Source organism: Aureimonas sp. ME7 (assembly GCF_903970965.1).
Taxonomy (GTDB): domain Bacteria; phylum Pseudomonadota; class Alphaproteobacteria; order Rhizobiales; family Rhizobiaceae; genus Aureimonas.
On the sequence record NZ_CAJCKW010000005.1, the window covers coordinates 64,451 to 89,801 of the forward strand.

Sequence of the window (25,351 nt, forward strand, 5' to 3'; positions counted from 1 at the left end):
TCACTTGTACTCGATAAGGGCCCCCCGCCCGCGCCCCGACAACCGGTGGAGATGGAAGCGCAGGGCGCCCTGCGCTTCGGGAAACTTCGCCAGCGTCTGGAACAAGGCGCGAGTCCAGGCACCCTCGCCCCGGTCGCGCAACGCCAGCCGGGCGACCTGCAGCGGGTAGACGAGAGCCGCCAGCCCGAAGGCCGGATGCACGACAGGAGCCGCAAGCACGATCAGCGCGGGCAGCACTAGACCCCAGGCGAGCGCCCGCCGCGCCTCATGGCGCCAGATCCCGAAGGGCGAGCCGACATGGCGCGCCGCCACCTCGGCAAAGGCATGGCCGCCGCGCACCATGCGCCGCCACCATTGCGAGAAGCGCGTGATCGCCGCATCGTGCGAGGTCATCTCGGCATCGATCCGTTGGATCGTCCAGCCCGCCGCCCGCAGGCGCACGCAAAGCTCGGGCTCCTCGCCGGCGATCAGATCGGGCGCATAGCCGCCCGCCGCGCGCAAGGGTTCCGCCCGCATGAGGCAATCGCCGCCGATCGCCAGCGCCTCGCCGACGGGCGTATCCCATTCCGCGTCGCAAAGCCGGTTGTAGACCGTCTGCTCGGGGTGGATCTCGCGCCGACGCCCCGCCACGGCCGCGACTTGAGGATGGGCCGCGAGGAAGCCGGCTGCCGCTTCGATCCAGCCCGGCGCCAACCGGCAATCGCCGTCCACGAACTGGACGAAGCGGAGATCGGGCAGAAGACGTTCCAGCTCGGCCAATCCGGCGTTGCGGGCGCGCGCCGCCGTGAACGGGCGGGAAAGGTCGAGTTCCACGACGGCGACGCCATGAGCGCGGGCTGCTTCCCGGCTCCCGTCCGTCGAGCCGGAATCGACATAGACGGCGCGCGCCGTGAGATCGCCGAGGGAATCCAAACAAGCCAGAAACCGCTCGCCCTCGTTGCGCCCGATGACGACGACGCCGATGCCCTCCGCCCGGACGCTCACCACGCCATCCCGCTGAAGGCGGTGCCGTATCCCAGCTGCCAGCGGACCGCGCTCGCCAGCGCCAGGGTGCCGAAGAGGAGCAGCGTCGCCAGGAGGTCCTGCCCGAGGAAGGGCAGGCGCTCGCGGATCTGGCCGGCGGCGATCACCAGATAGCGCGGCAGATCCGCGAGCGCGATCACCACGATCACCCCGCCGAGGCCCACCGTGCCCCAGGTCACCGTCAGCCCGAGTGCGAGGCACAGGAGCTTGGCGAGATTGCCCCCCGCCCCCCAGAGCGGGCGGCCGACACCCAGAAGGACGTATTCGTTGAGCGAGCAGAGAACGGCGACGAAGGCGCCGAGCAGCAGGACCGACAGCATCCAGCCGGCCTGCACATAGCGCGCGTCGTAGACGAGATCGACCGCGACGTCGGCGAAGGCCGCGCCGAGGCCGATCGCGGCCGCGCAGGCGATCAGGAGCTTGCGGCGGATCGGCACGAGATGCGCGTGCAGGAGGGCGCGCGGCAGGTCGCGCTCGCCCGAGATCAGCGGAAACAGGAGCGAGTGCCCGAGGCGCCCGGCGAGCGCCGCGGGAAGCTCGGCGATGTTGCGCGCGATGCCGTAGACGCCGAGCACCGCCAGCGGAATGGCCTGCCCGAGGAACAGCTTGTCGACGCTGGCGCAGGCGAAGGACAGGAGCGAGGCGATGTAGATCCAGCGCCCGAAGGACAGGATCCGCCCGGCATGGTCGCGGTTCCACTCGAAGCGCACGGCCGCTTCGGGCAGGAAGAACGTCGCCACCGTGCGAACGCCCGTCGCCACCACCGTCGCATAGATCAGGGACCAGATCGTCGGGCTGATCAGCGCGAAGCCGACCACGAACACGACCCCGACCGCGTCCATGGCGAGGTCGAACAGGTTGAGCGCGACGACGCGCAGACGCCGCTGCAGGAGATAGATCGAGATCGACGAAGCGCCCAGAAGCGGTATGCTGAGCGCGGCGATCTCGAACGCCGTCGTCGGCAGGCCGTAGAGCCGGGACAAGGGCGTCGCGGCCGCGAAGAAGATCGCGAACAGAAACAGGCCGCGCAGGAGCTGGATGGTCCAGGCCGTATCGCGAAAGGCCCTGTCGCCGCCGTTCGGGCTGTGGACGATGTTCTGCCCGATGCCGACGTCGGACAGAAGCTCCAGGCCGTTGCGCAGCGTGTTGATGATCAGCATCACGCCGAACACTTCCGGTGCCACGAGCCGGGACAGGACGACGTTCGAGCCGAAGCGCAGGACCGTCGACACGCCGTAGGTGCCGACGGTCCAGGCGGTGCCGCGCAGGACGAACTTTTCCGAAAGGTTCACGATCGCGCGCCCTCTTCGCGCAGGGCGAGGCGAACGGCGGGCGTGGGCGCCTTGCGTCGGCGCCGAAGCGCCTGGAACAAGGGCTTCTCGATCCGTTCGAACGCGAGTTGCCCCGCGACCCAGGACAGGAGGATGGCGAAGGCCACCGCGAGCCCGCCGCCATGCGGCATGCCCGCGACGAAGACGAGGCCGAGAAGGGCGATGTCGAGAAGAAGGTTGTGGAGGAGATAGACCGAATAGGACCCGTCCCCCAGCGGCGACAGGCGGGCGAAGAGGCGTGGCAGGCCCCTGCCGATCTCGCGCCGGACGAGGCCGAAGACGAGGCAGGTGCTGGGGATCCCCCACAGGATCACGGTCGGAATGTCGGGAAGCCCGGCGGCGATCCCTGCCGCGAACCCGACGACCCCGAGGAGAAGCACGAGATCGCCGACCCAGGCGGGAATGCGCCACGTCATCAGCGCCTTGGCGACCCAGACGCCGGCCAGGAACTCGAGCAGCAGCGGGTTGGTGACGACCTGCCAGAACGATCCGGACAGATCGAACGCGATGCCGGAAGCGATCATCGCCAGAAGCGCCAGCGTCAGCGCCGGCAAGGACAGAACCACCGGCAGCGCGATGCAAAGGCCGAAAACGAGGTAGAAATACACCTCGTAGGACAGGGTCCAGCCCGGCCCGATGATGGCCGCCGAACTTCCCGGCCAAAGCGCCAGGGCCGGCAGGACGCTCCGCCATTCCAGCCCCACGGTTCGGAACACGAGGACATGGAACAGGAGATAGAGCGAGGCGTAGAGCCAGTAGACCGGATAGATCCGCTCGAAGCGATGGCGCAGGAACGCCAGCGCGCCGCCTCCGGCCTGCGACCGGCCCGCCGTCGCATAGACCATGATGAAGCCGCTGATGACGAAGAAGACGTGGACCCCCGCCTCGCCGGCGACCGACAGGGCGAGCAGGCGATCATAGGCCGGCCCGAGGAACCCGTGATGTCGCCCCGCGATGCCGCCATGGTAGACCACGACGACGAGGGCCGCGACGAAGCGCAGGGTCTGGATCGAGGCGAGCGAGCGTCCCGGCATCAGGAGCGGGGCCCGCTCCCTCGCCATTCGGGTCCCGGCCGCGCTCATCGCCCCGCACCGGCGTGGCGCAGGCCATCCTTGGCGCGGCGGGCAAGGCGCATCGCGCCGGCGAGCGCGGGCATCCGGTCGAACCATTTGAGCGCTCCGATATCGGTTCGCGACGCCCGCTGGTGCGCGAGCGGGGGCATCAAGGCGTAGGTGCGGAACCCCTCCTGCCGCCGCGCGATGTTGAGCGCGCCGTCGATCGGCATGACGCCGCCGTCGGGATGGCCGCGCTCGCGGGCGAGAAAGCGCGCGGCGGCCGCCGCCAGCCGCTCCAGCGCGCACCCGTTCACGGCGTAGCAATGGAGGCCAATGAACTCGGCGTCCGGCGCGATGGCGACGAGGCCGGTCTCGCGCCACTCGCGCCGTACGCTCGGGTGCTGCATGTGGCCGAGATAGAGGATGTCCCAGTCCGGCGGCAGTGGTGCGGCATCGAACTCGGCGACACGCCCGCCGCGATCGAAGGCGACGTCGTCCTCCATGACGAGGATGGAGGCGCAGCCGACGGAGCGCCGCCAGAGTTCGAGATGGCTGAGATAGGCGCCGTGCTCGCCGATCGAGGAAAAGCCGCCCGTCTCGACGGGCCGCGTCGCGGCGACGAACTCGGCGCTTGCCCCGATCCGGCCGAGTTCCGCTTCCGTCTCGGAGCGACGGTCGGTGCGCTCGCGAAGATTGATCACGAAACGGCGCTCGAACGCGTTCAGCATTCCTGTCTCCGATCGGGCGAACGATGCCGGTGTTTAACACAACCTGGACATCAATCCCCTACGGAACGCCGACACGAATGCTTTAACGGTCGATAACCTTAACAGAGATCGCCTTGGACTCGGGAAGTAGGAACCAAGGCGATCGATATCGACGATTTGAACTATACTGTCGCGCCGATCGCCTCGCCGAGCGTGCGGACCATCTCGTCGATCTGCGCCTCCTCCACGATCAGCGGCGGCGACAGCGCGATGATGTCGCCGGTGACGCGGATCAGGAGCCCCTTCTCGAAGCAGCGGACGAAGACGTCGTAGGCGCGCGTTCCGGGAGAGGCGTCGCGCGAGGACAATTCGATGCCGGCGACCAGGCCGATGGTGCGGATGTCGATCACGTTCGGCTGGTCCCGCAGCGAATGCATCGCCGTTTCCCAGGCCGCTTCGAGGCTTGCCGCGCGCGTCAGCAGCCCTTCCCGCTCGTAGATGTCGAGGGTGGCTATGCCGGCGGCGCAAGCGGCCGGGTGGCCGGAATAGGTGTAGCCGTGGAAAAGCTCGATCGCCCCTTCCGGCCCGCGCATCATGGCGTCGTGAACGGCGCGGCTCGCGAACACGGCGCCCATCGGCAGGACACCGTTGGTCAGGCCCTTGGCGGTGGTGACGAGATCGGGAACGACGCCGAAATGGTCGGTCGCGAAGGGCGAGCCGAGGCGCCCGAAGCCGGAGATCACCTCGTCGAAAATCAGGAGGATGCCGTGACGCGTGGCGATCTCGCGCAGGCGCTCGAGGTATCCCTCCGGCGGCAGGAGAACGCCGGTGGAGCCCGCCACGGGCTCGACGATCACGGCGGCGATCGTTTCCGCGCCATGAAGCGCCACCAGCCGCTCCAGATCGTCCGCGAGCTCGGCTCCGTGCTCGGGCAGGCCGCCCCGCGTGAAGGCGTTGCGCGAAGCGTCGTGCGTGTGGCGCAGGTGGTCAGTGCCCGGCAGCTGCGGGAAGACGCGCCGGTTGTTGACGAGGCCGCCGACGGAGATGCCGCCGAAGCCGACGCCGTGATAGCCCCGCTCGCGTCCGATCAGGCGCGTGCGCGTCCCCTGCCCGATGGCGCGCTGGTAGGCGATCGCGATCTTCAGCGCCGTGTCGACCGATTCCGAGCCCGAACCCGTGAAGAAGACGCGGTCGAGCTTGGCGCCCGCCGGCCCCGGCGCGATCGAGGCGAGGCGTTCGGCGAACTCGAAGGCGATCGGGTGGCCCATCTGGAAGGACGGTGCGTAGTCCAGCGTCATCAGCTGGCTTTCCACCGCGCTCGCGATCTCGCGCCGGCCGTGCCCGGCGTTGACGCACCAGAGGCCCGCCGTCCCGTCCAGAACCGGGCGCCCTTCCATGTCGGCGTAGTGCATGCCGCTGGCGCTCGCCAGAAGGCGCGGCGCCTTCTTGAACTGCCGGTTGGCGGTGAACGGCATCCAGTAGCTGTCGAGGGCGGGCTGGTTGGAACGGGAATGGAAGGTCATCACGGCAGCTCCTGAGAAGGCTGGCGGTTAAGGAAGCCTGCCTGTCCTCGCACAACAAGTCCTTTTCTCCGTTCGTGCAAATCGTTGACAAGGTTGCGCGACGCGGCGAACCGTTGCGGATATCGAACAGGAGAAACACTTCGGTGACTGACGAGATCGATATCGGCGGCCGGTTGCGCCACCTCCGGCTGGCGCGCGGGCTTTCCCAGAGGCAGCTCGCTCGCGCGGCCGGCGTCACCAATTCGACGGTCTCGCTGATCGAGGCGAACGCCACCAACCCGTCCGTCGGGGCGCTGAAGCGCATCCTCGACGGCATTCCGATCGGGCTCGCGGAGTTCTTCGCGATGGAGCCCGATGCCCCGCGCAAGGTCTTCTACCAATCGGAGGAGCTAGTGGAGATCGGCAAGGGCTCGATCTCCTACCGGCAGGTCGGCGACAACCTCTTCGGCCGCGCCCTGCAAATCCTGAAGGAGCGATATCTACCCGGCGCCGACACCGGCAAGGTTCCGCTGGTCCACGACGGCGAGGAAGGGGGGGTCGTCCTCGCCGGGCGGCTGGAGGTGACGGTCGAGGACGAGCGGCGCATCCTCGGGCCGGGAGACGCCTATTATTTCGAAAGCCGGCGGCCCCACCGCTTCCGCTGCGTGGGGCCGAACCCTTGCGAGGTGGTCAGCGCCTGTACGCCGCCGACCTTCTGACGGCGATCAGGCGCCGTAGCCGACGACGCCCTTGATCTCCAGGAACTCCGCCAGCCCCCACTCGCCGTATTCGCGCCCGTTACCGGACTGCTTGTAGCCGCCGAACGGGGCACCCGCGTCCCAGGCCGGGTGGTTGATATAGACGTTGCCCGAGCGCATTCGCCGCGCGATGGAGCGCGCGCGTTCCAGATCCGATGACTGGACGTAGGAAGCGAGCCCGTAGACCGTATCGTTGGCGATGCGAACGGCCTCCTCCTCGCCGTCATAGGGGATGATCGAAAGAACCGGGCCGAAGATCTCCTCGCGCGCGATCGTCATCGACGGATCGACATGGGAGAAGACGGTCGGGCGCACGAACCAGCCGCGGTTGCAGTTTTCGGGCCGGCCGGGACCGCCGGCGGCGAGCGTCGCGCCCTCGCGCAACGCGGTCTCGATCAGCGCCTGGATCTTGTCGAACTGCACTTCGCTGACCACCGGCCCCATGGTGGTTCCTTCCGCATCGGCCGGGCCGACGACATGGGCGCTCGCCGCGCGCGCCGCGATGGCCGCGGCCTCGTCGTGGCGGTCGCGCGGCACGAGCATGCGTGTGGGCGCGTTGCAGCTCTGGCCGCTATTGCCGAAGCAGGAGTTGGCGCCCTTGGTCACGGCGGTCTCGAAGTCGGCGTCGGCCAAGAGGATGTTGGCGGACTTGCCGCCGAGTTCCTGATGCACGCGCTTGATCGTGTCCGCGCTCGCCTTGGCGATCTGGATGCCGGCGCGCGTCGAGCCGGTGAACGAGATCATGTCGACCTCGGGATGGACGGAAAGCGCCGCGCCCGCCTCCGGCCCGTCGCCGTTGACGAGGTTGAAGACGCCGGGCGGCGTTCTCGCCTCCTCCATGATCTCGGCAAACAGGATCGCGTCGAGCGGCGCAATCTCGGAGGGCTTCAGCACCATGGTGCAACCCGCCGCGATCGCCGGCGCCACCTTGCAGGCGATCTGGTTGATCGGCCAGTTCCACGGCGTGATCAGCCCGACGACGCCGATCGCCTCGCGCAGGATGCGCGTCGTGCCCTGCGCCTCCTCGAAGCGAAACGTGTCCAAAACCTCGATCATCTTTTCCAGATGCAGCTTTCCCATCGCGGCCTGCGAAGCGTGCGACATGGCGAGCGGCGCGCCCATCTCGCGCGAGATCACCTCCGCCATCTCGTCGTAGCGGCGCATGTACGCCGCCAGAATGCGGCGCAAGAGAGCCTGTCGCTCGGCGGGCGCCGAGGCAGCGAAGGCAGGGAAGGCGCGCCGGGCGGCCGCCACGGCGCGATCGATATCGGCGGCGCCGCCCATCGCGATCTCGGCGAAGGCTTCCTCGGTGGACGGATCGAGAACGGGAAGCGTGCGGGAGGAAAGCGGTGCGACCCACGCGCCATCGATGAAGAACTGAAGGGCATTCGTCATGGGGAATCCGTGAAACGGGTGGGGAAAGGGGCAGCGCCGGCGCGGGTGCGAAACTCGGGCGCTCCGCAAACTTGACAGGCGCAACGGCGCCTTGTCCAGCCCGCTCCGGACTTCAGTTTCGAACGCGCGCCGCGCGAAGGGCGCCGGCCAGGTGCAGTTCGGGATACTTGGCGTCGATCGTCGCGAGCTCGTGGCTCACCTCCGCCGCGATCCAGTCCCGGACCGCCGTGACCGCCGGTCGCGCAGGCCGATCCCGGGCGCGTACGAGTTGGCAGGAGCGCCCGGTGATCCGCATCTTCGCCGAAGCCGGCACGAGAGCGTCGACGCAAAGCCAGTGCGCCACGACACTGAGCCAGCCCAGCGCGATGCCTTGGCCCAGAAGCGCCGCCTGCACGACGATCGTATAGTCCGAGAAGGCCAGCGAGTGCCCGGTCTGGAAGGCGCCGGTGAAGTCCACGAGGTTGGACCAGTCCGGCTGCGCGCTCGACAGGTTGATGATGGCCTCGCTGTCGGTCGGCAGGCGTCCGTCGCGCAACTGGTCGCGATAGGCCGCGCTGCAGATCGGGAGGAGCACCTCGGGTGCGAGGAACAGAACCTCGTGATCGGCCCCGAACGCATCGAACCGCATCCCGAGATCCACCTCGTCCACCGCGCCGCCGAGCGCGCCGGGGACGAGCTGGAAGCGAAGATCCACATGCGGCAGATCCTGTTGGAACCGGTTGAAGCGCGGCATCAGCCAATGGGTTGTGAAGGCCGTGGACACCGACAGGGTGACGCTCTGGCTGCCACTCTGCCGCCGGGCGATCTCTTCCAGTGCCGCCTCAATCCCCCGGAAGCTCTGCGAGATGCCGTCGAACAGGATGGTTCCGTTTTCGCTGAGCGTGTTGCCCGTGGCGGAGCGATGTATCAGCCGCGTGCCGAGATGGTCCTCCAAGCGCCCGATCATGCGGCTGACGGCGGGTGGGGTGACCGAAAGCTCCGTCGCGGCCTTGGCGAACGAACCGCAACGTACCGCCGCTTCGAAGGCCAGGAGCGTGTTCATGGAAGGGACGAGGCGGCGAAGCGAGGGCATTACATTTTGTAACTCCATGCGGCACAATTATGCAATTGCGTCGCTGGCGACGATTTGTTCATCTGTAGAAGAAATGAGGTTCCGAACACAAAGTTTCGGGTCATTTTCAACCGAACGAGCCTCCCTTCGCGCAAAGAAGCGCGCTGGGTGGCGGCGTCCGACTTCGCTGCAACGCGGCACGAAAAGTCATCCATCGCAACGACGAGGTCCAGCCATATGCAGATACGCGAACGGGTGGGAGTGGAGATCGAGGGGGCGACGAGGCAGTACGGAAAGTATCTGGCGCTCGACAACCTTTCCTTGTCCGTCGCCCCCGGCGAGTTCGTGTCGCTGCTCGGCCCCTCGGGTTCTGGCAAAAGCACGCTCCTCGGCATTTTGGGCGGCTTCGTGACGCCGACGGCTGGCCGCGTGCATATCGGCGGGCAGGACGTTACGTTCACCCCGCCGCACAAACGCGACATCGGCGTCGTCTTCCAGAACTACGCCCTGTTCCCGCATCTGACGGTGGGCGAGAACGTCGCCTTTCCGCTGCGCGCCCGGCGCATCCCGAAGGCCGAGTGGCCTGCCAAGGTGCGCGACGCCTTGGCGATGGTCGAGCTGTCGGGCTACGAGGACCGGCGCATCTCCGCCATGTCGGGCGGCCAGCGCCAGCGCGTGGCGCTCGCCCGCGCCATGGTGTTCGAGCCGCGCCTGATCCTTATGGACGAGCCGCTATCCGCGCTCGACAAGCAGCTTCGCGAAACCATGCAGATCGAGTTGCGCGAGCTCCATGGCAAGCTCGGCGCCACCACGATCTACGTCACCCACGACCAGCGCGAGGCGCTCACCATGAGCGACCGCGTGGCGATCCTGTCGGACGGCAAGCTCGTCCAGGTCGATGCGCCCCAGCAGTTGCACGATCATCCGGCGGACGCCTTCGTCGCCCGCTTCATCGGCGAAGCGACGCTGGTGCCCGCCCGGCGGCTGGACGAGCGGACGGTGGAGGTGGCCGGCACCCCGATCGTTTCCGCCCGGCCGATCCCCGAGAACGGCCCCCTGTTTCTCGCCGTCCATACCGAGAAACTGCTGGTGGACGGCGGCGCGGCCGGCACGAACCGCATTACCGGCACGGTCGGAGACGTGATCTACCAGGGCGAATCCCTTCGCGTCGGGATCGACCTTCCCGGCGGCGCGCGGCTCGCCCTTCGCCAGCCGAGCCACCACCTCGCGCGCGCCGCGATCCCCGAGCGCGGCCAGCCGATCACCCTTTCCCTTCACCCCGAGGACGTCATCGTCGTCCCGGAAAAGCGCGGCTGACCTCCAGCCCCATCCCAACCGCAACAGGAACGACAAGATGGCATTCGAGCGGTTCAAGGTCCTCACCTTCGACGTCGTCGGCACCCTCATCGACTTCGAGAAGGGCGTCCTCGACAGCGTCCGGGCGCTCAACCCCGATGCCGCCAAGGATCTGTCGGACGACGACATCTTCAAGCCGTATGTGGAAGGCCGCGACCTCTTTCCCGGCCGCTCCAGCCAGGCGATGGCCGACGTCTATCGGCATCTGGCCGGCAAGCTCGGCCTCGACGCCGCCGACAACACGGCCGCCAGCTTCCAAGCGCGCATCCTGCAGCACCCCGCCTTCCCGGACTCCGTCGAGGCCTTGAAGCGCCTGCGCTCGCGCTTCCGGCTGGTCGCGATGACCAACGCCGACCGCGTCACCTTCCAGAGCTATTCGCACACGCTGGACAACCCGTTCCACGACAGCGTGACCGCGGACGAGGCGGGCACGCCGAAGCCCAGCCCCCTGTTCTTCGCCTTCAACCGCGGTCGGCAGTCCGCTCACGGCTTCAAGCAGGAGGAAATCCTCCACGTCGCGCAGAGCCAGTATCACGACATCGGCGTCGCCCGCGAGCTTGGCTACAAGGTATGTTGGATCGAGCGGCGCCAGGGGCAGAAGGGTTTTGGCGGCTCGCCCGTGCCGCCGCAGGTGACCAAGCCCGACTTCCACTTCTCGACGCTGGCTCAGCTCGCGGACGCGATCGAGGCAGAAGCGGGCACGGCCGTCCCGAACCGGGCCGCCGCGTAATGGACGCGGGGACGGCTCGTTTCCCGATGAACTGGCCGTCCTCGCTCTGGGCGGAAACCGCCCTGCCCCTTTCGAGTACCGTGGCCGGGCTCGAAGGCGACCACGCGGCGGACGTCGTGATCGTGGGGGCCGGATATACCGGCCTTTGCGCGGCGCTTCGGGTGGCCGAGCGCGGTCTCAAACCCGTCGTGATCGATGCCAACGCGGTCGGCTGGGGTGCCAGCGGGCGCAACGGGGGCGTCGTTTCCACCAAGTTTCGCGTATCCCTGCCGGGCGTCGCGCGCAGCCACGGCGTCGAGATGGCGCGGCGCATGTACGAGCTCGGCCACGACGCGGTGGCCGAAGTGGAACGCCTCGTCGAAACCCATGAGATCGAGGCTGCCGACTTCCGTCTTTGCGGCAACCTGCGCTGCGCCCACAACGAGGTGGCGATGCGCGGAATCGCCGACGAAGCCGAGATCATGGCCAAGACCTTCGGCGACCGGTCGATCCGCGTTCTCGATCGCGAGGAAGTCGCGGCCGAAACCGGCTCGCGCGACTTCGTCGGCGGCACGCTCGGCACCCATTCCGGCGCCATCCATCCCCTGAACTACGCACGGGGGCTGGCGCGGGCGCTTCTGCGCAAGGGAGGTGCGATCTTCGAGGAAACGCCGGCCCTTTCGATCGAGCGCACCGGCGCCGGCATCGCCGTGACCACGCCGAAAGGCCGTGTCTCGGCCCGCCACCTGATCCTGGCGACCAACGGCTACAGCGACCTGACGCCCGCGACCGGCCCCGTGCGACGCGCCGTCATCCCCTTCCGCAGCGCGATGGTCGCGACCGCGCCGATGGGCGACAACCTGTTCGCCACCGTGATGACCGAGCGCCGCTCCTATAGCGAGACCCGGCGCATGATGCGCTGGTTCCGCCCCTTCGGAAGCCGCATGATCTTCGGCGGGCGCGGCGCCTTCGGCAAGGCGGACAGCCAACCCGCCTTTGCGGCGCTGGAAAAGGCGATGGTGCAGATCTTCCCCCAGCTGGAAGGAACGCCGATCACCCATCGCTGGTCCGGCCTCGTCGCCATGACCCTCGACAGCCTGCCCCAGGTCGGCCGCGTCGACGAGCGGACCGCCTTCGCCATGGGCTACAACGGCACGGGAATCGCGATGGCGAGCCTGATGGGCGGCCGCGTCGCGGATCTCGCCCTCGGCGACACGCCGGAACTTGCCCTTCTGGCCGCGCCCGCGCCGAAGAACGTGCCCTTCTACGCCATCCGGGAGCCGGCCGTGCGCGCGGTCGCCGGCTGGTACCAGTTCCTGGATGCGATCGGACGCTGATCGCCATCCATCCACCCCCAACGACGCCAGCGACACCAGGAGACATGCCATGACAGCATTGAAACGCCTTCTCGCCGCGGGAACCGTCATCGCGCTCGGCGCGGGCGCCGTCGCCCCGGCCCTCGCGGCCGGACAGGTCACGTTCGTTTCGCAAGGGGGCGCCTATCAGGAAGCCCAGACCAAGGCGATCCTCGACCCGGCCGCCAAGGAACTCGGCATCACAATCAACCAGGATTCGGCTCCCGACGCCTGGCCGAGCATCAAGACGCAAGGCGAAACCGGCAAGCCGATCTGGGACGTGGTGGACACGCCGCCCGCCAACTGCGTTCGCGGCGGCAAGGCCGGGCTGATCGAGACGCTCGACTTCTCGAAGATCCCGAACGCGCAAAGCATGCCGGACGCCTACAAGACGCCCTATTCGGTGGCCTACGAGTTCTATTCCAGCGTTCTGGCCTACAACAAGGCCAATCTCGGCGACAAGATTCCCCAGACCTGGGCCGACTTCTGGAACGTCAAGGAGTTCCCCGGCACCCGTGCCCTGCGCAATCATCCGCATGTGACGTTGGAAGCCGCACTCCTCGCCGACGGCGTGCCGCGCGACAAGCTCTACCCGTTGGATGTCGACCGCGCCTTCAAGAAGCTGGAAGAGATCAAGCCGAACGTCACGGTGTGGTGGACCTCTGGCGGCCAGTCGGCGCAGCTTCTGGCCGATGGCGAAGTGGACATGGCCATGGTCTGGAACGGGCGCGCCAGCGCCGTGATCAAGGACGTTCCCGACATCGCCTTCACCTTCAACGACGGGTTCCTGCAGAACACGCAGCTCTGCATCCTCAAGAACGCGCCGAACCTAGAAACCGCGACGACCTTCCTCAACACAGCCGTTTCGCCCGAGCTTCAGGCCAACCTGCCGATGGAGATCGACTACGGCCCGGGCAACCCCGCCGCCTTCGACACTGGCAAGATCCCTGCCGAACGTGCGGCCGAACTGCCGAGCTCGCCCGAGAACGCAGCCAAGCAGACGCTGATCTCCGACGAATGGTGGGCCTCGCCCGAAGGCGAAGCCGCCGAACAGCGCTGGCTGAAGTTCATCCAGTAAGACGACGCATCCCGCCGGGCCCGCTGCGACGGGCCCGGCGCTTCCGCTCATTCCGAGATGCCGGAGACGCCATGACCGCCCTTCGAGACGCCCATCAGGCCAAGCGCTTCGAGCGGCGCGAGCACGCGCTGATGACGCTTCTGGCGATGCCCGCCTTCGCCGTCGTGTTTTTTCTGCTCGTTCTGCCGCTCGGCTGGCTCGTCGCGCAGTCCTTCTGGGACAACGGTCCGTCGCTGAACCACTATATCCGGTTGTTCTCGGACCCGGTCTACTTCAACACCTTTCTCCTGACGTTCCGCATCAGCTTCATCGTCACCATCATCGCGCTCGTTCTCGCCTACCCCGTCGCCTATGTCGCGACGGTCGCCAAAGGCGTCTGGCGGGCGCTGATCCTCGCCTTCATCCTCGTGCCGTTCTGGACCAGCGTCCTCGTGCGCGCCTATGCCTGGCTGATCCTGCTTCAGCGCTCGGGCGTCGTGAACGGCACGCTTCGCGACATCGGGCTGATCCAGCAGCCTTTGTCGCTCGTCCACAACGAACTCGGCACGATCATCGCGACCGTCCACATCCTCCTGCCCTTCATGGTGCTGCCGTTGCAGGCGACCATGGCCAAGATCCCGCGCGATCTCCTGACCGCCGGCTCCAGCCTTGGCGGCAGCCCGCTGCATGTGTTCCGGCGCGTGTTCCTGCCCTTGTCGCTGCCCGGCATCATCGCAGGCTGCACGCTCGTTTTCGTCCTGTGCCTCGGCTTCTACATCACGCCGGAGCTGATGGGCGGCGGGCGCACGGTGATGGTGTCCATGGTGATCTCGCGCAACATCGAGCTGTATCAGGCCTGGGGTGCGGCAAGCGCCGTCAGCGTCGTCCTTCTCGTCATCGTCGGGCTGATCTTCTGGACGGTCAGCCGCTTCCTGCCTCTCGACCGGGTGTTTTCGACGCGATGAACCAGTCCGCCCCCTCCCGCGTGCTGACCTATGCGCTGGTCGGCCTCGTCCTCCTCTTCCTGATCCTGCCGATCGTCATCATCATTCCGATGTCGTTCTCGGACGCCCGGTTCCTGACCTTCCCGCCGCGCGTTTATTCCACGCGCTGGTACGAAGCGTTCTTCTCCAACCCGGCCTGGACGAGCGCCGCCAAGACGAGCTTCCTCGTCGCCGTGCTCGCCACGGTGGTCGCGACGCCCATCGGCGTCGCCGCGGCCTATGCGATCACCTATTCCTCGCTGCGCGTCATGAAACTGCTCCGGCTCCTCCTGATGCTGCCGCTGATGGTGCCGATCATCATCGTGGCGATCGGCGTGTTCCTGATCTACGCGCAGACCGGACTTCTTTCCTCCGTGCCCGGCCTCGTTCTGGCCGACACGATGCTCGGCATTCCCTTCGTCGTGCTCGCCGTGACGGCGGGTCTCCAGAGCTTCGACCACACGCAGGAAATGGTCGCCCGCTCGCTCGGCATGAACCGCCTGCGCGCCTTCATGACCGTGACCCTGCCGCAGATCCGTCCGAGCGTCATTTCGGGGGCGATCTTCGTCTTCATCTCCTCACTCGACGAGACGGTGGTTGCCCTCTTCATATCGGGAGGCGAGGTGCAGACGCTGACCAAGCGCATGTTCACCGCGCTGCGCGACGAGATCGATCCGACGATCGCGGCGATCTCGACGCTCCTCACCGTCACGTCCTTCGCGCTGATCATGATCATCGGCCTGTTCCAGCGGAAGGCGGACTGAGTGGAGGCCGATGTCCTGATTCTCGGCGGCGGTTCGGCCGGCTGCGTCCTTGCCGCCCGCCTGTCGGAAGACCCGTCCCGCCGCGTGCTTCTCGTGGAGGCGGGACGCGACATTTCCGCCGAAACTATGCCGCCGGAGATCCGCTCACGCTATCCCGGCCGCGCCTATCTCGACACCGACAATATCTGGAAGCGCCTGACCGCGCGCATGGCAGCGCCGAAGGGAAACGGCCCTGCCCCGTCGCCGCGACGATACGAGCAGGCTCGGATTCTAGGCGGCGGCTCGGCGATCAACGCCCTGATGGCCAATCGCGGCCAGCCCGCCGACTACGACGAATGGGAGGAGCTCGGCGCCTCGGGCTGGGGGTGGGACGCCTGCCTTCCCTTTTTCCGCAAGCTGGAAGCCGACCAGGACTTCGACGGCTCGCTGCACGGCGCGGACGGCCCGATGCGCATCAGGCGCGCGCGCCCCGATCAGCTCTCGCCCTTCGTATCCGCCGTGATGAACACGCTGGCGGAAACGGGAACGCCGAAGGGCGAGGACCAGAACGGTATCTGGCGCGACGGCACCTATGTCGGCGCGCTGGCGGCCAGCGACGCGGGCGAACGTCTGCCGACCTCCGTCGCCTACCTAACGGCTGCGGTTCGCGCCCGCCCCAACCTTCGCATCCTGACCGGCCACATCGCCGAGACGCTCCTGTTCGAAGGCCGCCGCACGGTCGGCGCGCGGATCGCGCCGCTGGCCGGCGGTGAGGCAGCGATCGTGCGGGCGGGCGAAACGGTGGTGTCGTCCGGCGCGATCCATTCCCCGGCGCTGCTTCTGCGCAGCGGCATCGGGCCGGGTGCGGAACTCGCAGGCAGCGGCATCGAGGTGATCCGCAACTCTGCGGGCGTCGGGCGCAACCTGATGGAGCACCCTTCGATCGCAGTCTCTGCCGTCCTGAACCCACAGGTCCGCACGCCGCACGCCGAGGAGCATCACGAACAGGCGATCTGGCGTTTTTCCTCCGGCGTTGCCGGCGCGCCGGGCGGCGACATGCACGGCGCGATCCTGTCGCGCTCAGGGTGGCATTCGGTCGGCTGGCGGATCGGGACGATCTTCTTCTGGGTCAACAAGTCCTTCTCGCGCGGCTCGCTCCAGCTCGCCTCGCCGGATCCGCGCGCCGAGCCGGAGGTCGACTTCCGCATGTTGTCGGACGAGCGCGATCTCGATCGCCTCAAGCTGGCGATGCGTCGGGGCGCCGAGGTGCTCCGGCATCCGTCGCTCCGCGATGCCTGCCGACACGTCTTTCCCGCCAGCTATTCGCCCCGCGTTGCCCGCGTCGCCGTACCGGGCCGCTGGAACGGCGTGCAGCGCGGCGCCTTGAGCGCGCTTCTCGACCGCGCGGGACCACTCACCGGCGCGCTGGTCCACCGGCTGGTGACCGAAGGCGTGACGCTCGACCATCTCCTTTCGAGCGACGAGGCGCTGACCGGGTTCGTGCGCCGCGCGGTCGGCGGAACATGGCACCCGTCCGGCACCTGCCGGATGGGGCGGGAGGACGACCGCGCCGCCGTCACCGACCCGCAGGGCCGCGTCTACGGCGTCGAGAGCCTGCGCGTCTGCGACACTTCGCTGATGCCGAGTATCCCCTGCGCCAACACCAACATCCCGACCATCATGATCGCCGAGCGCATCGCCGCCTTCATGCGCGAGGAACGGCTGGAAGGCAGCTCCTCGCGGTGATAGCAGCGCTCTACGTCAGAGCCCGCCCATGTGGAACGATTTCAGCTCGAGATACTCGTCGATGCCGTAGGCCGAGCCCTCGCGGCCGAGGCCGGACTGCTTCACCCCGCCGAACGGCGCGGCTTCCATCGACACCGAGCCGGTGTTGAGCCCGACCATCCCGAACTCCAGCGCCTCGCCGACCCGCCAGGCGCGGGAGATGTCGCGCGTGTAGAAATAGGAGGCGAGACCGAACGGCGTCGCGTTGGCGATCTCCACCGCCTCCTCCTCGCGCGAGAAGCGCATCAGCGGTGCAAGAGGCCCGAAGGTTTCCTCGCTCGCGAGAAGCATCGACGTGTCGGCCCCCGTCAGAACGGTCGGCGCGACGAAGCGGCCGCCGGTCGGCTCGGCCGCGCCCGCGACGAGCCGAGCGCCCTTCGACAGCGCGTCCGACAGATGCCGACCGACCTTTTCGGCCGCCGCGTCGTTGATCAGCGGGCCGATCGTGACCCCGTCGTCGAAGCCGTTGCCGAGCTTCAGCTTGGCCGCTTCCGCGCCCAGACGCTCAGCGAAGCGGTCATAGATTCCGTCCTGCACCAGGATGCGGTTGGCGCATACGCAGGTCTGCCCCGCGTTGCGGAACTTCGAGGCCATCGCCCCGGCCACGGCCTGATCGAGATCGGCGTCGTCGAAGACGATGAAGGGCGCGTTGCCGCCGAGTTCCAGCGACAGGCGCTTGATGCTCTTGGCGGACTGCTCCATCAAGAGGCGGCCGACCGGGGTCGAGCCGGTGAACGAAAGCTTGCGCACGAGCTCGTTGCCCGTCATCTCGCCGCCGATCGCCTGCGCCTTGCCGGTGATGACGGACAGGACGCCTTTCGGCACACCCGCGCGCTCGGCAAGCACGGCCAGCGCCAGCGCCGATAGCGGCGTCAGGTCGGCCGGCTTGACGACGATCGGACAGCCGGCGGCAAAGGCGGGAGCCACCTTGCGCGTGATCATCGCGATCGGGAAGTTCCACGGCGTGATCGCCGCGCAAACGCCGACCGGCTCGCGCAGCACCAGGATGCGCCGGTCGCCCGTCGGTCCGGTAAAGGCGTCGCCGTAGATGCGCCGCGCTTCCTCGGCGAACCATTTGGCGAAGCTCGCGCCGTAGATCGCCTCGCCGCGCGCTTCGACCAATGGTTTGCCCTGTTCGGCGGTCATGATCGCGGCCAGATCGTCGGCGTTCTCGACGATCAGCGCGTACCAGCGCTCCAGGATCTCGGCGCGCTTGGCCGGCGGCGTCGCGCGCCACGCGGGAAAGGCGGCGGCAGCGGCCTCGATCGCCTGACGCGTTTCCGCCGCGCCGAGATCGGGCACCGTCGCGACCACCTCGCCCGTCGCCGGGTCCACGACCTCGATCGTGCGCGCTCCGTCCGCCCACTCGCCGGCTAGAAACGCTTGGCTGCGCAGGAGGGTGGGGTCCTTGAGACGGTTCTGAAGCAGCATCGTGGTCACCTGTCGCTTGGTCGCTGCGGCCTCATACGAGCCGCCTGGGTTTGGCATGCGATATAGGATCGTGAATCGGGCCGCGCGACCTGCATCAAGTCTTCGGCCGATGGACGCTCGAGATCGGGAAAGGCCAGCATAGAAGATCCGAACCCGGAGGCTCGATGTCTTCTCTCGGCAATGCGCCACGTTGTGCCGTTCGGTGCCGGCCTTGCGGCATGTCCTGCGGGCCGTTCGGCTCTAGCTTGCCCCTTCCAGGGAGCCTTGCGGCCGAATCCAACGATCGCGCAGCCAAGCCACGAAACAGGACAGACCATGAGCCAGGACCGGCACTACAAGATCGCAGTGATTCCCGGCGACGGGATCGGTCTCGAAGTGATGCCGGAGGGCGTGCGGATGCTGGAGGCGGCGGCGGCCCGTTTCGGCTTCACGCTGGACCTCCAGCACCACGCCTTCGCCTCCTGCGACTATTATCTCGAACACGGCCGGATGCTTCCCGAGAACTGGAAGGACCTTCTGACGCCGACGGACGCGATCTTCTTCGGCGCCGTCGGCTGGCCGCAGAAGGTGCCGGATCACATCTCGCTCTGGGGCTCGCTGCTTCAATTCCGCCGCGAATTCGACCAGTACGTCAACCTGCGTCCCGTCCGGCTGATGCCGGGCGTGCCCTCGCCGCTCGCCAACCGCAAGCCGGGCGACATCGACTTCTACGTGGTGCGGGAAAACACGGAAGGCGAATATTCCTCCGTCGGCGGCACGATGTTCCCGGGCACCGAACGCGAGGTGGTGATCCAGGAAACGGTGATGACGCGCCACGGCACGGACCGCATCCTGCGCTTCGCGTTCGAACTCGCGAACTCGCGCCCGAAGAAGCACCTGACCTCGGCCACCAAGTCCAACGGCATCGCCATCACCATGCCCTGGTGGGACGGGCGGGTCGAGGCGATGGGCGAGAGCTATCCCGCGGTTCGGCACGACAAGTACCATATCGACATCCTGACGGCGCATTTCGTCCTGAACCCCGATCGGTTCGACGTCGTCGTGGCCTCCAACCTCTTCGGCGACATCCTGTCCGATCTCGGCCCCGCCTGCACCGGCACGATCGGCATCGCGCCATCGGCCAACATCAACCCGGACGGCCGCTTTCCCTCGCTCTTCGAACCGGTCCACGGCTCGGCCCCGGATATCGCGGGCCAGGGCATCGCCAACCCGATCGGCCAGATCTGGACGGCCGCGATGATGCTGGAGCACCTCGGCGAGCGCGAGGCGGGAGAGGCGATCGTGCGCGCCATCGAGGCCGCGCTCCAGACGCCGGAAGGGCGCACGCGCGACCTGAAGGGCGAGGCTTCGACGAGCGGGGCCGGCGCGGCGGTGCTCGCCGCCTTCGAGACGGCCTGACCCGCGCGGCAACGTGATGCGTCGAAGGGCGCCGGCGTCCGCCCCATATGAGGGGGAATGACGCCCCGCCCGCTGATCGACCCCAAGCTGATCTATCTCGAGCCCGCCGTGCGGTCCTATCCGCGCGGCGTCGAGATTCTCGCGCGCTATCCTCACGCAGCTCAAGTGGAGGTCGAAAGCCACTGGCGCATCCCCGAGCTTTCAGCGGACGTCGCCAAGGCGGAGGACTGGCTGTCGGTGAAGCGAGACGTCCTGGTGCTCGGCATCAAGAAGGGCATGACCATGCGCCCCAACGGGCGCAGCGCCGACTTCATCGCCCCGTCCTCCTCCAACGGCTGCGCCATGGCCTGCTCCTACTGCTACGTGCCCCGGCGCAAGGGCTACGCCAACCCGGTCTCGGTCTTCGTCAACATTGACGACATCACCCGCGCCCTTCATCGCCACGCGGTGAAGCTCGGCCCCAAGCCCGAGCCCAACAGCGTCGATCCGGTCGATTGGGTCTACGATCTCGGCGAGAACGGCGATCTGTCGGTGGACGCCACGGTCTCGGACAACGTGCGCGATCTCGTCGCCGCCCTTCGCACCATTCCGGGCGCCAAGGGCTCGTTCGCCACCAAGTTCGTGAACACCGATCTCCTCGCCTACGACCCGCAGGGGCGCACCCGCATCCGCTTCTCGCTGATGCCCGCCGCGATGGCCAAGACGGTGGACATCCGCACCTCGCCGATGGAGAGCCGTATCCAAGCGATCAACGACTTCGTCGCCGCTGGCTACGAGGTGCATGCCAACTTCTCGCCGGTGATCGTCCACGAAGGCTGGGAGGCGGAATGGCGCGAACTCTTCCAACAGGTCGCTGACACCTTGAGCCCGGCGGCGAAGGCACAGCTCAAGTGCGAGGTGATCATGCTGACGCACAATGCGGGCCTGCACGAGGTCAACATGGCGTGGCACCCGAAGGGCGAGGCGCAGCTCTGGCGGCCGGACATCCAGGAGGAGAAGGTGAGCCAGGGCGGCATGGTGAACCTGCGCTACCGTACGCCCTGGAAGCGGCAGTGGCTCAACCGTCTCCTCGGCTGGATGGGTGAGACCCTGCCCTATTGCGAGGTGCGCTACGCCTTCTAGCGACGATCCAGTCGATAGAATGTTTCAGCGTTGCCGCCGAACACCTTGCGCAGTCCCTCCGGCCCGAGATGCCGCCCGAGAAGCGCGCGGGCGGCATGGGCGACCTCGCCATAGGATGCGGCGAGCGTCGCCACCGGCCAGTCCGATCCGAACAGCAGTCGATCCTCGCCGAAGCAGGCGACCACATGGTCGACATAGGGCGCGAGATCGTCCAGCGACCAGTCGGCGCCGGCTTCCGTGACCATGCCGGACACCTTGCAGGACACGTTCGGAAAGCGCGCCAGAGCCGCCATGCCTTCGCGCCATGGGTCGATCTCGCCGGCTGCGATCGCCGGCTTGGCCAGGTGGTCCACCACGGCGCGAAGGCTCGGCACCTCTCCCAGCGCCTCCGCCACATGTGGCAGATGGCGGGGAAACACAAGAATGTCGAAGGCGAGACGGGTCTCGGCCAGCCCCGCGAGATTGTCGAGAACGCGCGGACGCAGGATGAACCGATCGTCCGGGTGGTCCTGCAGCATCGGACGCAGGCCGACGAGCCAAGGGTTCGCCTCGTAGCGGGCAAGCCGTTCGCCGAAGGTGTCCGAGTCGAAGTCGAGCCAGCCGACGACGCCGGCCACGAACGGCGTTCGCGCGGCGATATCCAGAAGAAAGTCGGTTTCCGCTTCGGTCTCCGCCGCCTGGACCACGACCGTCCGCTCGATCCCGGTTCGCCGCAGGAGCGGGGCGAGATCGTCCGGCATGAAGTCGCGCAGGAGCGGCGCGACGTGCTCGCCCATCCACGTGTAGTCGCCGCGCGACGTCAGCCAGAAATGCTGATGGCTGTCGATCGTAATGCGTGAGGGTCGCGCCTCGTCCACCGCCGTCAGAACCCGAGCCGCCGCATCGTGTCCCGGTTGGCGGCCACCGCGCGCGTGGGATCGGCTCCCGCCTCCTCGGACTCCTCCTCCACGACGATCCAGCCGTTGAAGCGTGGTGCCTCGCGCACGACCTCGACCACGGCCGGAACGTCGAGAGTGCCACGCCCAAGCATCGCCCAGTCGCCGTCCGGTCCCACGTCCTTCAGATGGAGGTAGCGGATGCGGTTGGCATGCGCGCGCAGCGTATCCTGAATATCGCGGTGGCCGCGCAGGATATGCCCGGTGTCGGGAACCCATCCGACATCGCGCGGATCCAGAAGAGCGAAGAGCGTGTCGTAGTCCGCCCGGTCGAACAGAAGCGTATCGTGGTGCGAGCTCGGATGCACGGCGACATCGACGCCGACCGAGCGCCCGAGCTCGCCGGCCCGGTTGTAGACCTCGGCCGCGATGCGGAACTTGTCGGCTCTCGGCCCGTCCGACATCACGGTCGCCGAGCCCATGGAGATCAGCGCTCCGGGAAAGTGGCCGACGAAATCGAGCCAGCGCCGCACCGCCTCCAGATCGGTCTCGACCTCGTGCGCTTCCGTGAAGCCGCTCTTGGAGGCGACCGCGAAGGCGACGAGCGACAGGTTTCGATCACTGAGCGCCCGGGCGAAGGCGTCGGGGCGCGAGCTGTAGGGGCCGATCATCGCGTCGGTGATCTCGATCCCGGCATAGCCGCCGGCCGCGATCGCATCGATGAGGTCGTCCGGGCCGCCGCCAAAGCCGGCACCCAGCATTTCCCACGTGTAGGTCTGGCAGCCGACCCTCAGTTCATTCGTATTCATATCGCCCTCCCCTCGAGCCGGCGTCAGTCTGCCGATCGCGGTCGGAGGGTCAAGGTCCCTATGTCTTGAAACCGTCGAGCCCGGCTGCTAGACGTCGCCCCGCATCAAGAGTTGGACGACGTCCAACGCCAACCTGCCGTCCGGGCAAGGTGGCGCTCCCATCGGGAGGATGTGGCCGCACCGGCAATCCAACGGAGCTCAGCCATATCTCGTTCGTCATGTCCCGCGCTCGACCACGCGGAGATCGAACCCATGTCGCATACCGAGGCGCCCTTCACCCAGGACCATGGCCATCCACTGGCAAAGGCCGGCGTCGAGCGCATGTTCCTCGGGATGTCCCGCCACGCCGAGACCGGTTTCCGGCGGCGGCACGGCGAGATCTGGATCGTGCGCCACGCGGGCGAAACGGAGTGGATCGCCATATACCGGCTGGACCCGCGCGACCGGCGTACCGTGCATCTGGAGCGCGTGCTGGACGGAGCGTCGTGGCGCGATGGGCTCGCCTTTGCGATCCGAACCTTCGCGCTGGAAGCCGAGCGATCCGTGGTCGCAGCGAGCCCGGCTGCACGCACCGCCTCGGCCAATGACGAGGTGATCGAGAACCAAGCCCGCGCGGCTGCGGCATAGGGTCCGGCAGGGCTTCGATCCCCACGCGGCGCGGCAGCCCGCTCGCCGACCTCGCTTTCTCCTTGGAACCCTCTCGCCGCCGCATCGCTTGCCCGTCGGATGTGGCGAAGCGGCGAAGCGGGAATTCCGAGCGCTGATCGCCCGGTAACGCTCGCATGAGGAGACGAAGGCGATGAACGAACGCAACATGTCCCGCCGCACGGTTTTGGGAGGCGCGGCCTTGGGCGTGGCGGCCGCAACCGTTGTCGCGCCTGCCCGAGCGCAGGAAAGCGCGGCGCAAAGTGAACCTGTCCTGCGCGACCCCCGTACGAAATACACCAACGAGCCGTTTCCCGAGCAGAAGCAGCCCTGGCCGGCCCTCCAGTCGAAGATGAACCCCGTGCCCGACTGCGGCGAAACGAGCTACAAGGGCTCGGGGAAGCTAACGGGCCGGCGCGCCCTCGTCACCGGCGGCGACAGCGGTATCGGCCGGGCGGCGGCGATCGCGTTTGCGCGCGAGGGCGCGGACGTCGCGATCAACTATCACCCGGACGAGGAAGCGGACGCGCAGGATGTCGTCCGCTTGATCCGTGACGCCGGGCGCAAGGCCGTCGCCATTCCTGCCGACATCCGCACGCTGGAGGCCTGCGAGGGCGTCGTCGCCAAGGCGGTGGCCGAGCTCGGCGGGCTCGATCTCCTCGTCAACAATGCGGCCTACCAGCAGAGCAAGGAAGACATCCTCGAAATCAGCGACGAGCAGTTCGTTCGCACCTACGAGACCAACGTCTTCCATACGTTCCGCTTTTCCAAGGCCGCCATTCCGAACCTTCCGGCCGGTGCCTCGATCATCAACACCGTCTCGGTGAACTCCTACGACCCCGGCGAGGAACTGATCGACTACGCCTCCACCAAGGCCGCGATCCTCAACCTGACGAAGGGAATGGCCAAGCAACTCGCCAAGAAGGGCATCCGCGTCAACGCGGTGTCGCCGGGCCCCGTCTGGACGCCGCTGCAGGTCGCGGGCGGGCAGTTGCCGGGCACCATGGGCGAGTTCGGGCAGGACACGCCGCTCGGGCGGGCCGGCCAGCCCGCCGAACTCGCCTCGCTCTACGTCGCCTTGGCATCGGACGAGTCGAGCTTCAGCACCGGCACCGTGGTCGGCGCCCATGGCGGCGACGGCAATCCGTAGGCACAAGCCATAATGAAAGGCCGGCGCATCGATGAGATGCGCCGGCCTTTCCCCTTCGAAGTCGGCGAGCCGCGGATCGGCTCGCCGACAAGCGGTCGTCAGGCGACGCCCGCGCCGCCGGTGATGCCGTAGACTTCGCCGGAAATGTAGCTGCCCTCCTGGCTGGCGAGGAGCACGTAGATCGGCGCGCATTCCACCGGCTGGCCCGGCCGACCGAAGGCGCTCTCGGCCCCGAACTTCTGAACCTTCTCCTGCGGCTGGCCGCCGCTCGACTGGAGCGCCGTCCAGAACGGGCCCGGCGCCACCACGTTGGCGCGGATGCCCTTCTCGATCAGTTGCGCGGCCAGCGCCTTGGTGTAGGCAACGATGCCCGCTTTGGTGGTGGCGTAGTCGAGGAGAATGGCGGACGGGTCGTAGGCCTGGACCGAAGCGGTGGTGATCACCGATGCGCCGGGCGGAAGATGCGGCACGGCGGCCTGCGCGATCCAGTGCATGGCGTAGAGGTTGGTCTTCAGCGTCTTGTCGAAGTCCTCCGACGTCACCTTCGAGATGTCCTCGCGATTCTGCTGCCGGCCGGCGTTGATGACGAGGATGTCGATCCCGCCGAGTTCCTTGGCCGTGCGCTCGACCAGTTCGCGCGACCAGCTTTCCTGCGTGATGTCGCCGGGCAGCGCGAGAGCCTTGCGCCCTTCCGCTTCGATCAGCCCGATCACTTCGCGCGCGTCGCTTTCTTCGCTGTCGAGATACGAGATCGCCACATCGGCGCCTTCGCGCGCGAAGGCGATGGCGACGGCGCGACCGATGCCGCTGTCGCCGCCCGTGATTAGAGCGCGGCGTCCTTGAAGTCGACCCGAGCCCTTGTAGCTCGTTTCGCCGTGGTCCGGCACGGGGTCCATCTTGGCCGCCAGCCCCGGCACGGGCTGCGGCTGGCGCGGGAACGGGGGCTGCGGATACTGCTGACGGGGGTCCTGCATGGTGAGGCGATCGGTCAAGTGTGTCGTCCTTCTTGGAAGAGGTGTCCGCCCCTTAAGGGTGCGAACGCCGCTCGCGTTCCGAAGGCGCTCGCGGCGTTCACCCTTCAGCGTTCGGGAACCCTTTTCCCGTTTCGCGC

General features: G+C 67.7%; 23 protein-coding genes and 1 riboswitch. Of the genes, 12 read left to right on the forward strand and 11 right to left on the reverse strand.

Annotated elements, in window-relative coordinates:
* The 5 genes from H7A85_RS10525 to H7A85_RS10545 all read right to left on the reverse strand — a co-directional run bounded on the left by H7A85_RS10525 (position 1) and on the right by H7A85_RS10545 (position 5,639).
* Entirely contained in the window at positions 1–984 is a 984-nt protein-coding gene (locus H7A85_RS10525) for a glycosyltransferase family A protein (RefSeq protein ID WP_182085898.1), read from the reverse strand.
* Positions 981–2,315: an oligosaccharide flippase family protein gene (locus tag H7A85_RS10530; protein WP_182085899.1), complete on the reverse strand. Its 1,335-nt coding sequence runs from the start codon at positions 2,313–2,315 to the stop codon at positions 981–983. Before H7A85_RS10530 ends, H7A85_RS10525 begins: the two co-directional genes overlap by 4 nt.
* Positions 2,312–3,436 carry an acyltransferase gene (locus H7A85_RS10535; protein ID WP_182085900.1) on the reverse strand — a complete coding sequence of 375 codons (1,125 nt, stop codon included), beginning with the start codon at positions 3,434–3,436 and terminating at the stop codon, positions 2,312–2,314. Before H7A85_RS10535 ends, H7A85_RS10530 begins: the two co-directional genes overlap by 4 nt.
* Positions 3,433–4,137: an LPS biosynthesis glycosyltransferase gene (locus H7A85_RS10540; protein WP_182085901.1), complete on the reverse strand. Its 705-nt coding sequence runs from the start codon at positions 4,135–4,137 to the stop codon at positions 3,433–3,435. The genes H7A85_RS10535 and H7A85_RS10540 overlap by 4 nt, the downstream gene beginning before the upstream one ends.
* A 161-nt stretch (positions 4,138–4,298) precedes the next feature.
* Complete coding sequence (locus H7A85_RS10545; RefSeq protein WP_182085902.1) at positions 4,299–5,639, reverse strand: aspartate aminotransferase family protein; 1,341 nt, start codon at positions 5,637–5,639, stop codon at positions 4,299–4,301.
* A 155-nt stretch (positions 5,640–5,794) separates the two neighbouring features.
* On the opposite strand from H7A85_RS10545, the gene H7A85_RS10550 reads away from it, so the two are divergent.
* Entirely contained in the window at positions 5,795–6,337 is a 543-nt protein-coding gene (locus H7A85_RS10550) for a cupin domain-containing protein (protein ID WP_182086103.1), read from the forward strand.
* Positions 6,338–6,343: 6 nt separating this feature from the next.
* On the opposite strand, the gene H7A85_RS10555 is transcribed toward H7A85_RS10550, so the two are convergent.
* Complete coding sequence (locus H7A85_RS10555) at positions 6,344–7,771, reverse strand: aldehyde dehydrogenase family protein (protein WP_182085903.1); 1,428 nt, start codon at positions 7,769–7,771, stop codon at positions 6,344–6,346.
* Positions 7,772–7,883: 112 nt separating this feature from the next.
* Positions 7,884–8,843, reverse strand: coding sequence for a LysR family transcriptional regulator (locus H7A85_RS10560; protein ID WP_182085904.1), 960 nt, complete (start codon positions 8,841–8,843; stop codon positions 7,884–7,886).
* A gap of 216 nt (positions 8,844–9,059) precedes the next feature.
* On the opposite strand from H7A85_RS10560, the gene H7A85_RS10565 reads away from it, so the two are divergent.
* The 7 genes from H7A85_RS10565 (at position 9,060) to H7A85_RS10595 (ending at position 16,771) form a co-directional block, all read left to right on the forward strand.
* Positions 9,060–10,139: an ABC transporter ATP-binding protein gene (locus H7A85_RS10565; protein ID WP_182085905.1), complete on the forward strand. Its 1,080-nt coding sequence runs from the start codon at positions 9,060–9,062 to the stop codon at positions 10,137–10,139.
* Between the two features lie 37 nt (positions 10,140–10,176).
* Positions 10,177–10,908: an HAD-IA family hydrolase gene (locus H7A85_RS10570; protein ID WP_182085906.1), complete on the forward strand. Its 732-nt coding sequence runs from the start codon at positions 10,177–10,179 to the stop codon at positions 10,906–10,908.
* A 26-nt stretch (positions 10,909–10,934) separates the two neighbouring features.
* Positions 10,935–12,224 carry an FAD-binding oxidoreductase gene (locus tag H7A85_RS10575; RefSeq protein WP_182085907.1) on the forward strand — a complete coding sequence of 430 codons (1,290 nt, stop codon included), beginning with the start codon at positions 10,935–10,937 and terminating at the stop codon, positions 12,222–12,224.
* A 49-nt stretch (positions 12,225–12,273) separates the two neighbouring features.
* Entirely contained in the window at positions 12,274–13,320 is a 1,047-nt protein-coding gene (locus H7A85_RS10580) for an ABC transporter substrate-binding protein (protein ID WP_182085908.1), read from the forward strand.
* 71 nt (positions 13,321–13,391) lie between these two features.
* Complete coding sequence (locus tag H7A85_RS10585; protein WP_182085909.1) at positions 13,392–14,264, forward strand: ABC transporter permease; 873 nt, start codon at positions 13,392–13,394, stop codon at positions 14,262–14,264.
* Complete coding sequence (locus H7A85_RS10590) at positions 14,261–15,046, forward strand: ABC transporter permease (protein ID WP_182085910.1); 786 nt, start codon at positions 14,261–14,263, stop codon at positions 15,044–15,046. Before H7A85_RS10585 ends, H7A85_RS10590 begins: the two co-directional genes overlap by 4 nt.
* The gene (locus tag H7A85_RS10595) at positions 15,047–16,771 is read left to right on the forward strand and encodes a GMC family oxidoreductase N-terminal domain-containing protein (protein WP_182085911.1); all 1,725 of its coding nucleotides are present in this window, start codon (positions 15,047–15,049) and stop codon (positions 16,769–16,771) included. It begins immediately after the preceding gene.
* Between the two features lie 15 nt (positions 16,772–16,786).
* On the opposite strand, the gene H7A85_RS10600 is transcribed toward H7A85_RS10595, so the two are convergent.
* A complete protein-coding gene (locus tag H7A85_RS10600; RefSeq protein ID WP_210270245.1) occupies positions 16,787–18,241 on the reverse strand; it encodes an NAD-dependent succinate-semialdehyde dehydrogenase in 1,455 nt (484 codons plus the stop codon).
* Positions 18,242–18,556: 315 nt separating this feature from the next.
* Between H7A85_RS10600 and H7A85_RS10605 the strand changes: the two genes are divergently transcribed.
* Positions 18,557–19,639 (forward strand): tartrate dehydrogenase, encoded by a 1,083-nt coding sequence (locus H7A85_RS10605; RefSeq protein ID WP_182085912.1) that lies wholly within the window; start codon positions 18,557–18,559, stop codon positions 19,637–19,639.
* 57 nt (positions 19,640–19,696) lie between these two features.
* Complete coding sequence (locus H7A85_RS10610; RefSeq protein ID WP_182085913.1) at positions 19,697–20,761, forward strand: spore photoproduct lyase family protein; 1,065 nt, start codon at positions 19,697–19,699, stop codon at positions 20,759–20,761.
* Here the strand turns inward: H7A85_RS10610 and H7A85_RS10615 are convergent.
* Together H7A85_RS10615 and H7A85_RS10620 are read right to left on the reverse strand one after the other, a co-directional pair.
* A complete protein-coding gene (locus H7A85_RS10615) occupies positions 20,758–21,618 on the reverse strand; it encodes an amidohydrolase family protein (protein WP_244631109.1) in 861 nt (286 codons plus the stop codon). The genes H7A85_RS10610 and H7A85_RS10615 overlap by 4 nt on opposite strands.
* A gap of 5 nt (positions 21,619–21,623) precedes the next feature.
* The gene (locus tag H7A85_RS10620; RefSeq protein ID WP_182085914.1) at positions 21,624–22,445 is read right to left on the reverse strand and encodes a sugar phosphate isomerase/epimerase; all 822 of its coding nucleotides are present in this window, start codon (positions 22,443–22,445) and stop codon (positions 21,624–21,626) included.
* 96 nt (positions 22,446–22,541) lie between these two features.
* Positions 22,542–22,646, forward strand: a riboswitch (SAM-I-IV-variant riboswitch).
* A gap of 51 nt (positions 22,647–22,697) precedes the next feature.
* On the opposite strand from H7A85_RS10620, the gene H7A85_RS10625 reads away from it, so the two are divergent.
* On the forward strand, positions 22,698–23,072 hold the full coding sequence (locus tag H7A85_RS10625) for a hypothetical protein (RefSeq protein ID WP_182085915.1): 375 nt from the start codon (positions 22,698–22,700) through the stop codon (positions 23,070–23,072).
* A 172-nt stretch (positions 23,073–23,244) separates the two neighbouring features.
* Positions 23,245–24,240, forward strand: coding sequence for an SDR family oxidoreductase (locus H7A85_RS10630; protein WP_182085916.1), 996 nt, complete (start codon positions 23,245–23,247; stop codon positions 24,238–24,240).
* A gap of 98 nt (positions 24,241–24,338) precedes the next feature.
* On the opposite strand, the gene H7A85_RS10635 is transcribed toward H7A85_RS10630, so the two are convergent.
* Positions 24,339–25,232, reverse strand: coding sequence for an SDR family oxidoreductase (locus H7A85_RS10635; RefSeq protein ID WP_280514916.1), 894 nt, complete (start codon positions 25,230–25,232; stop codon positions 24,339–24,341).
* Positions 25,233–25,351 lie beyond the last annotated feature (119 nt).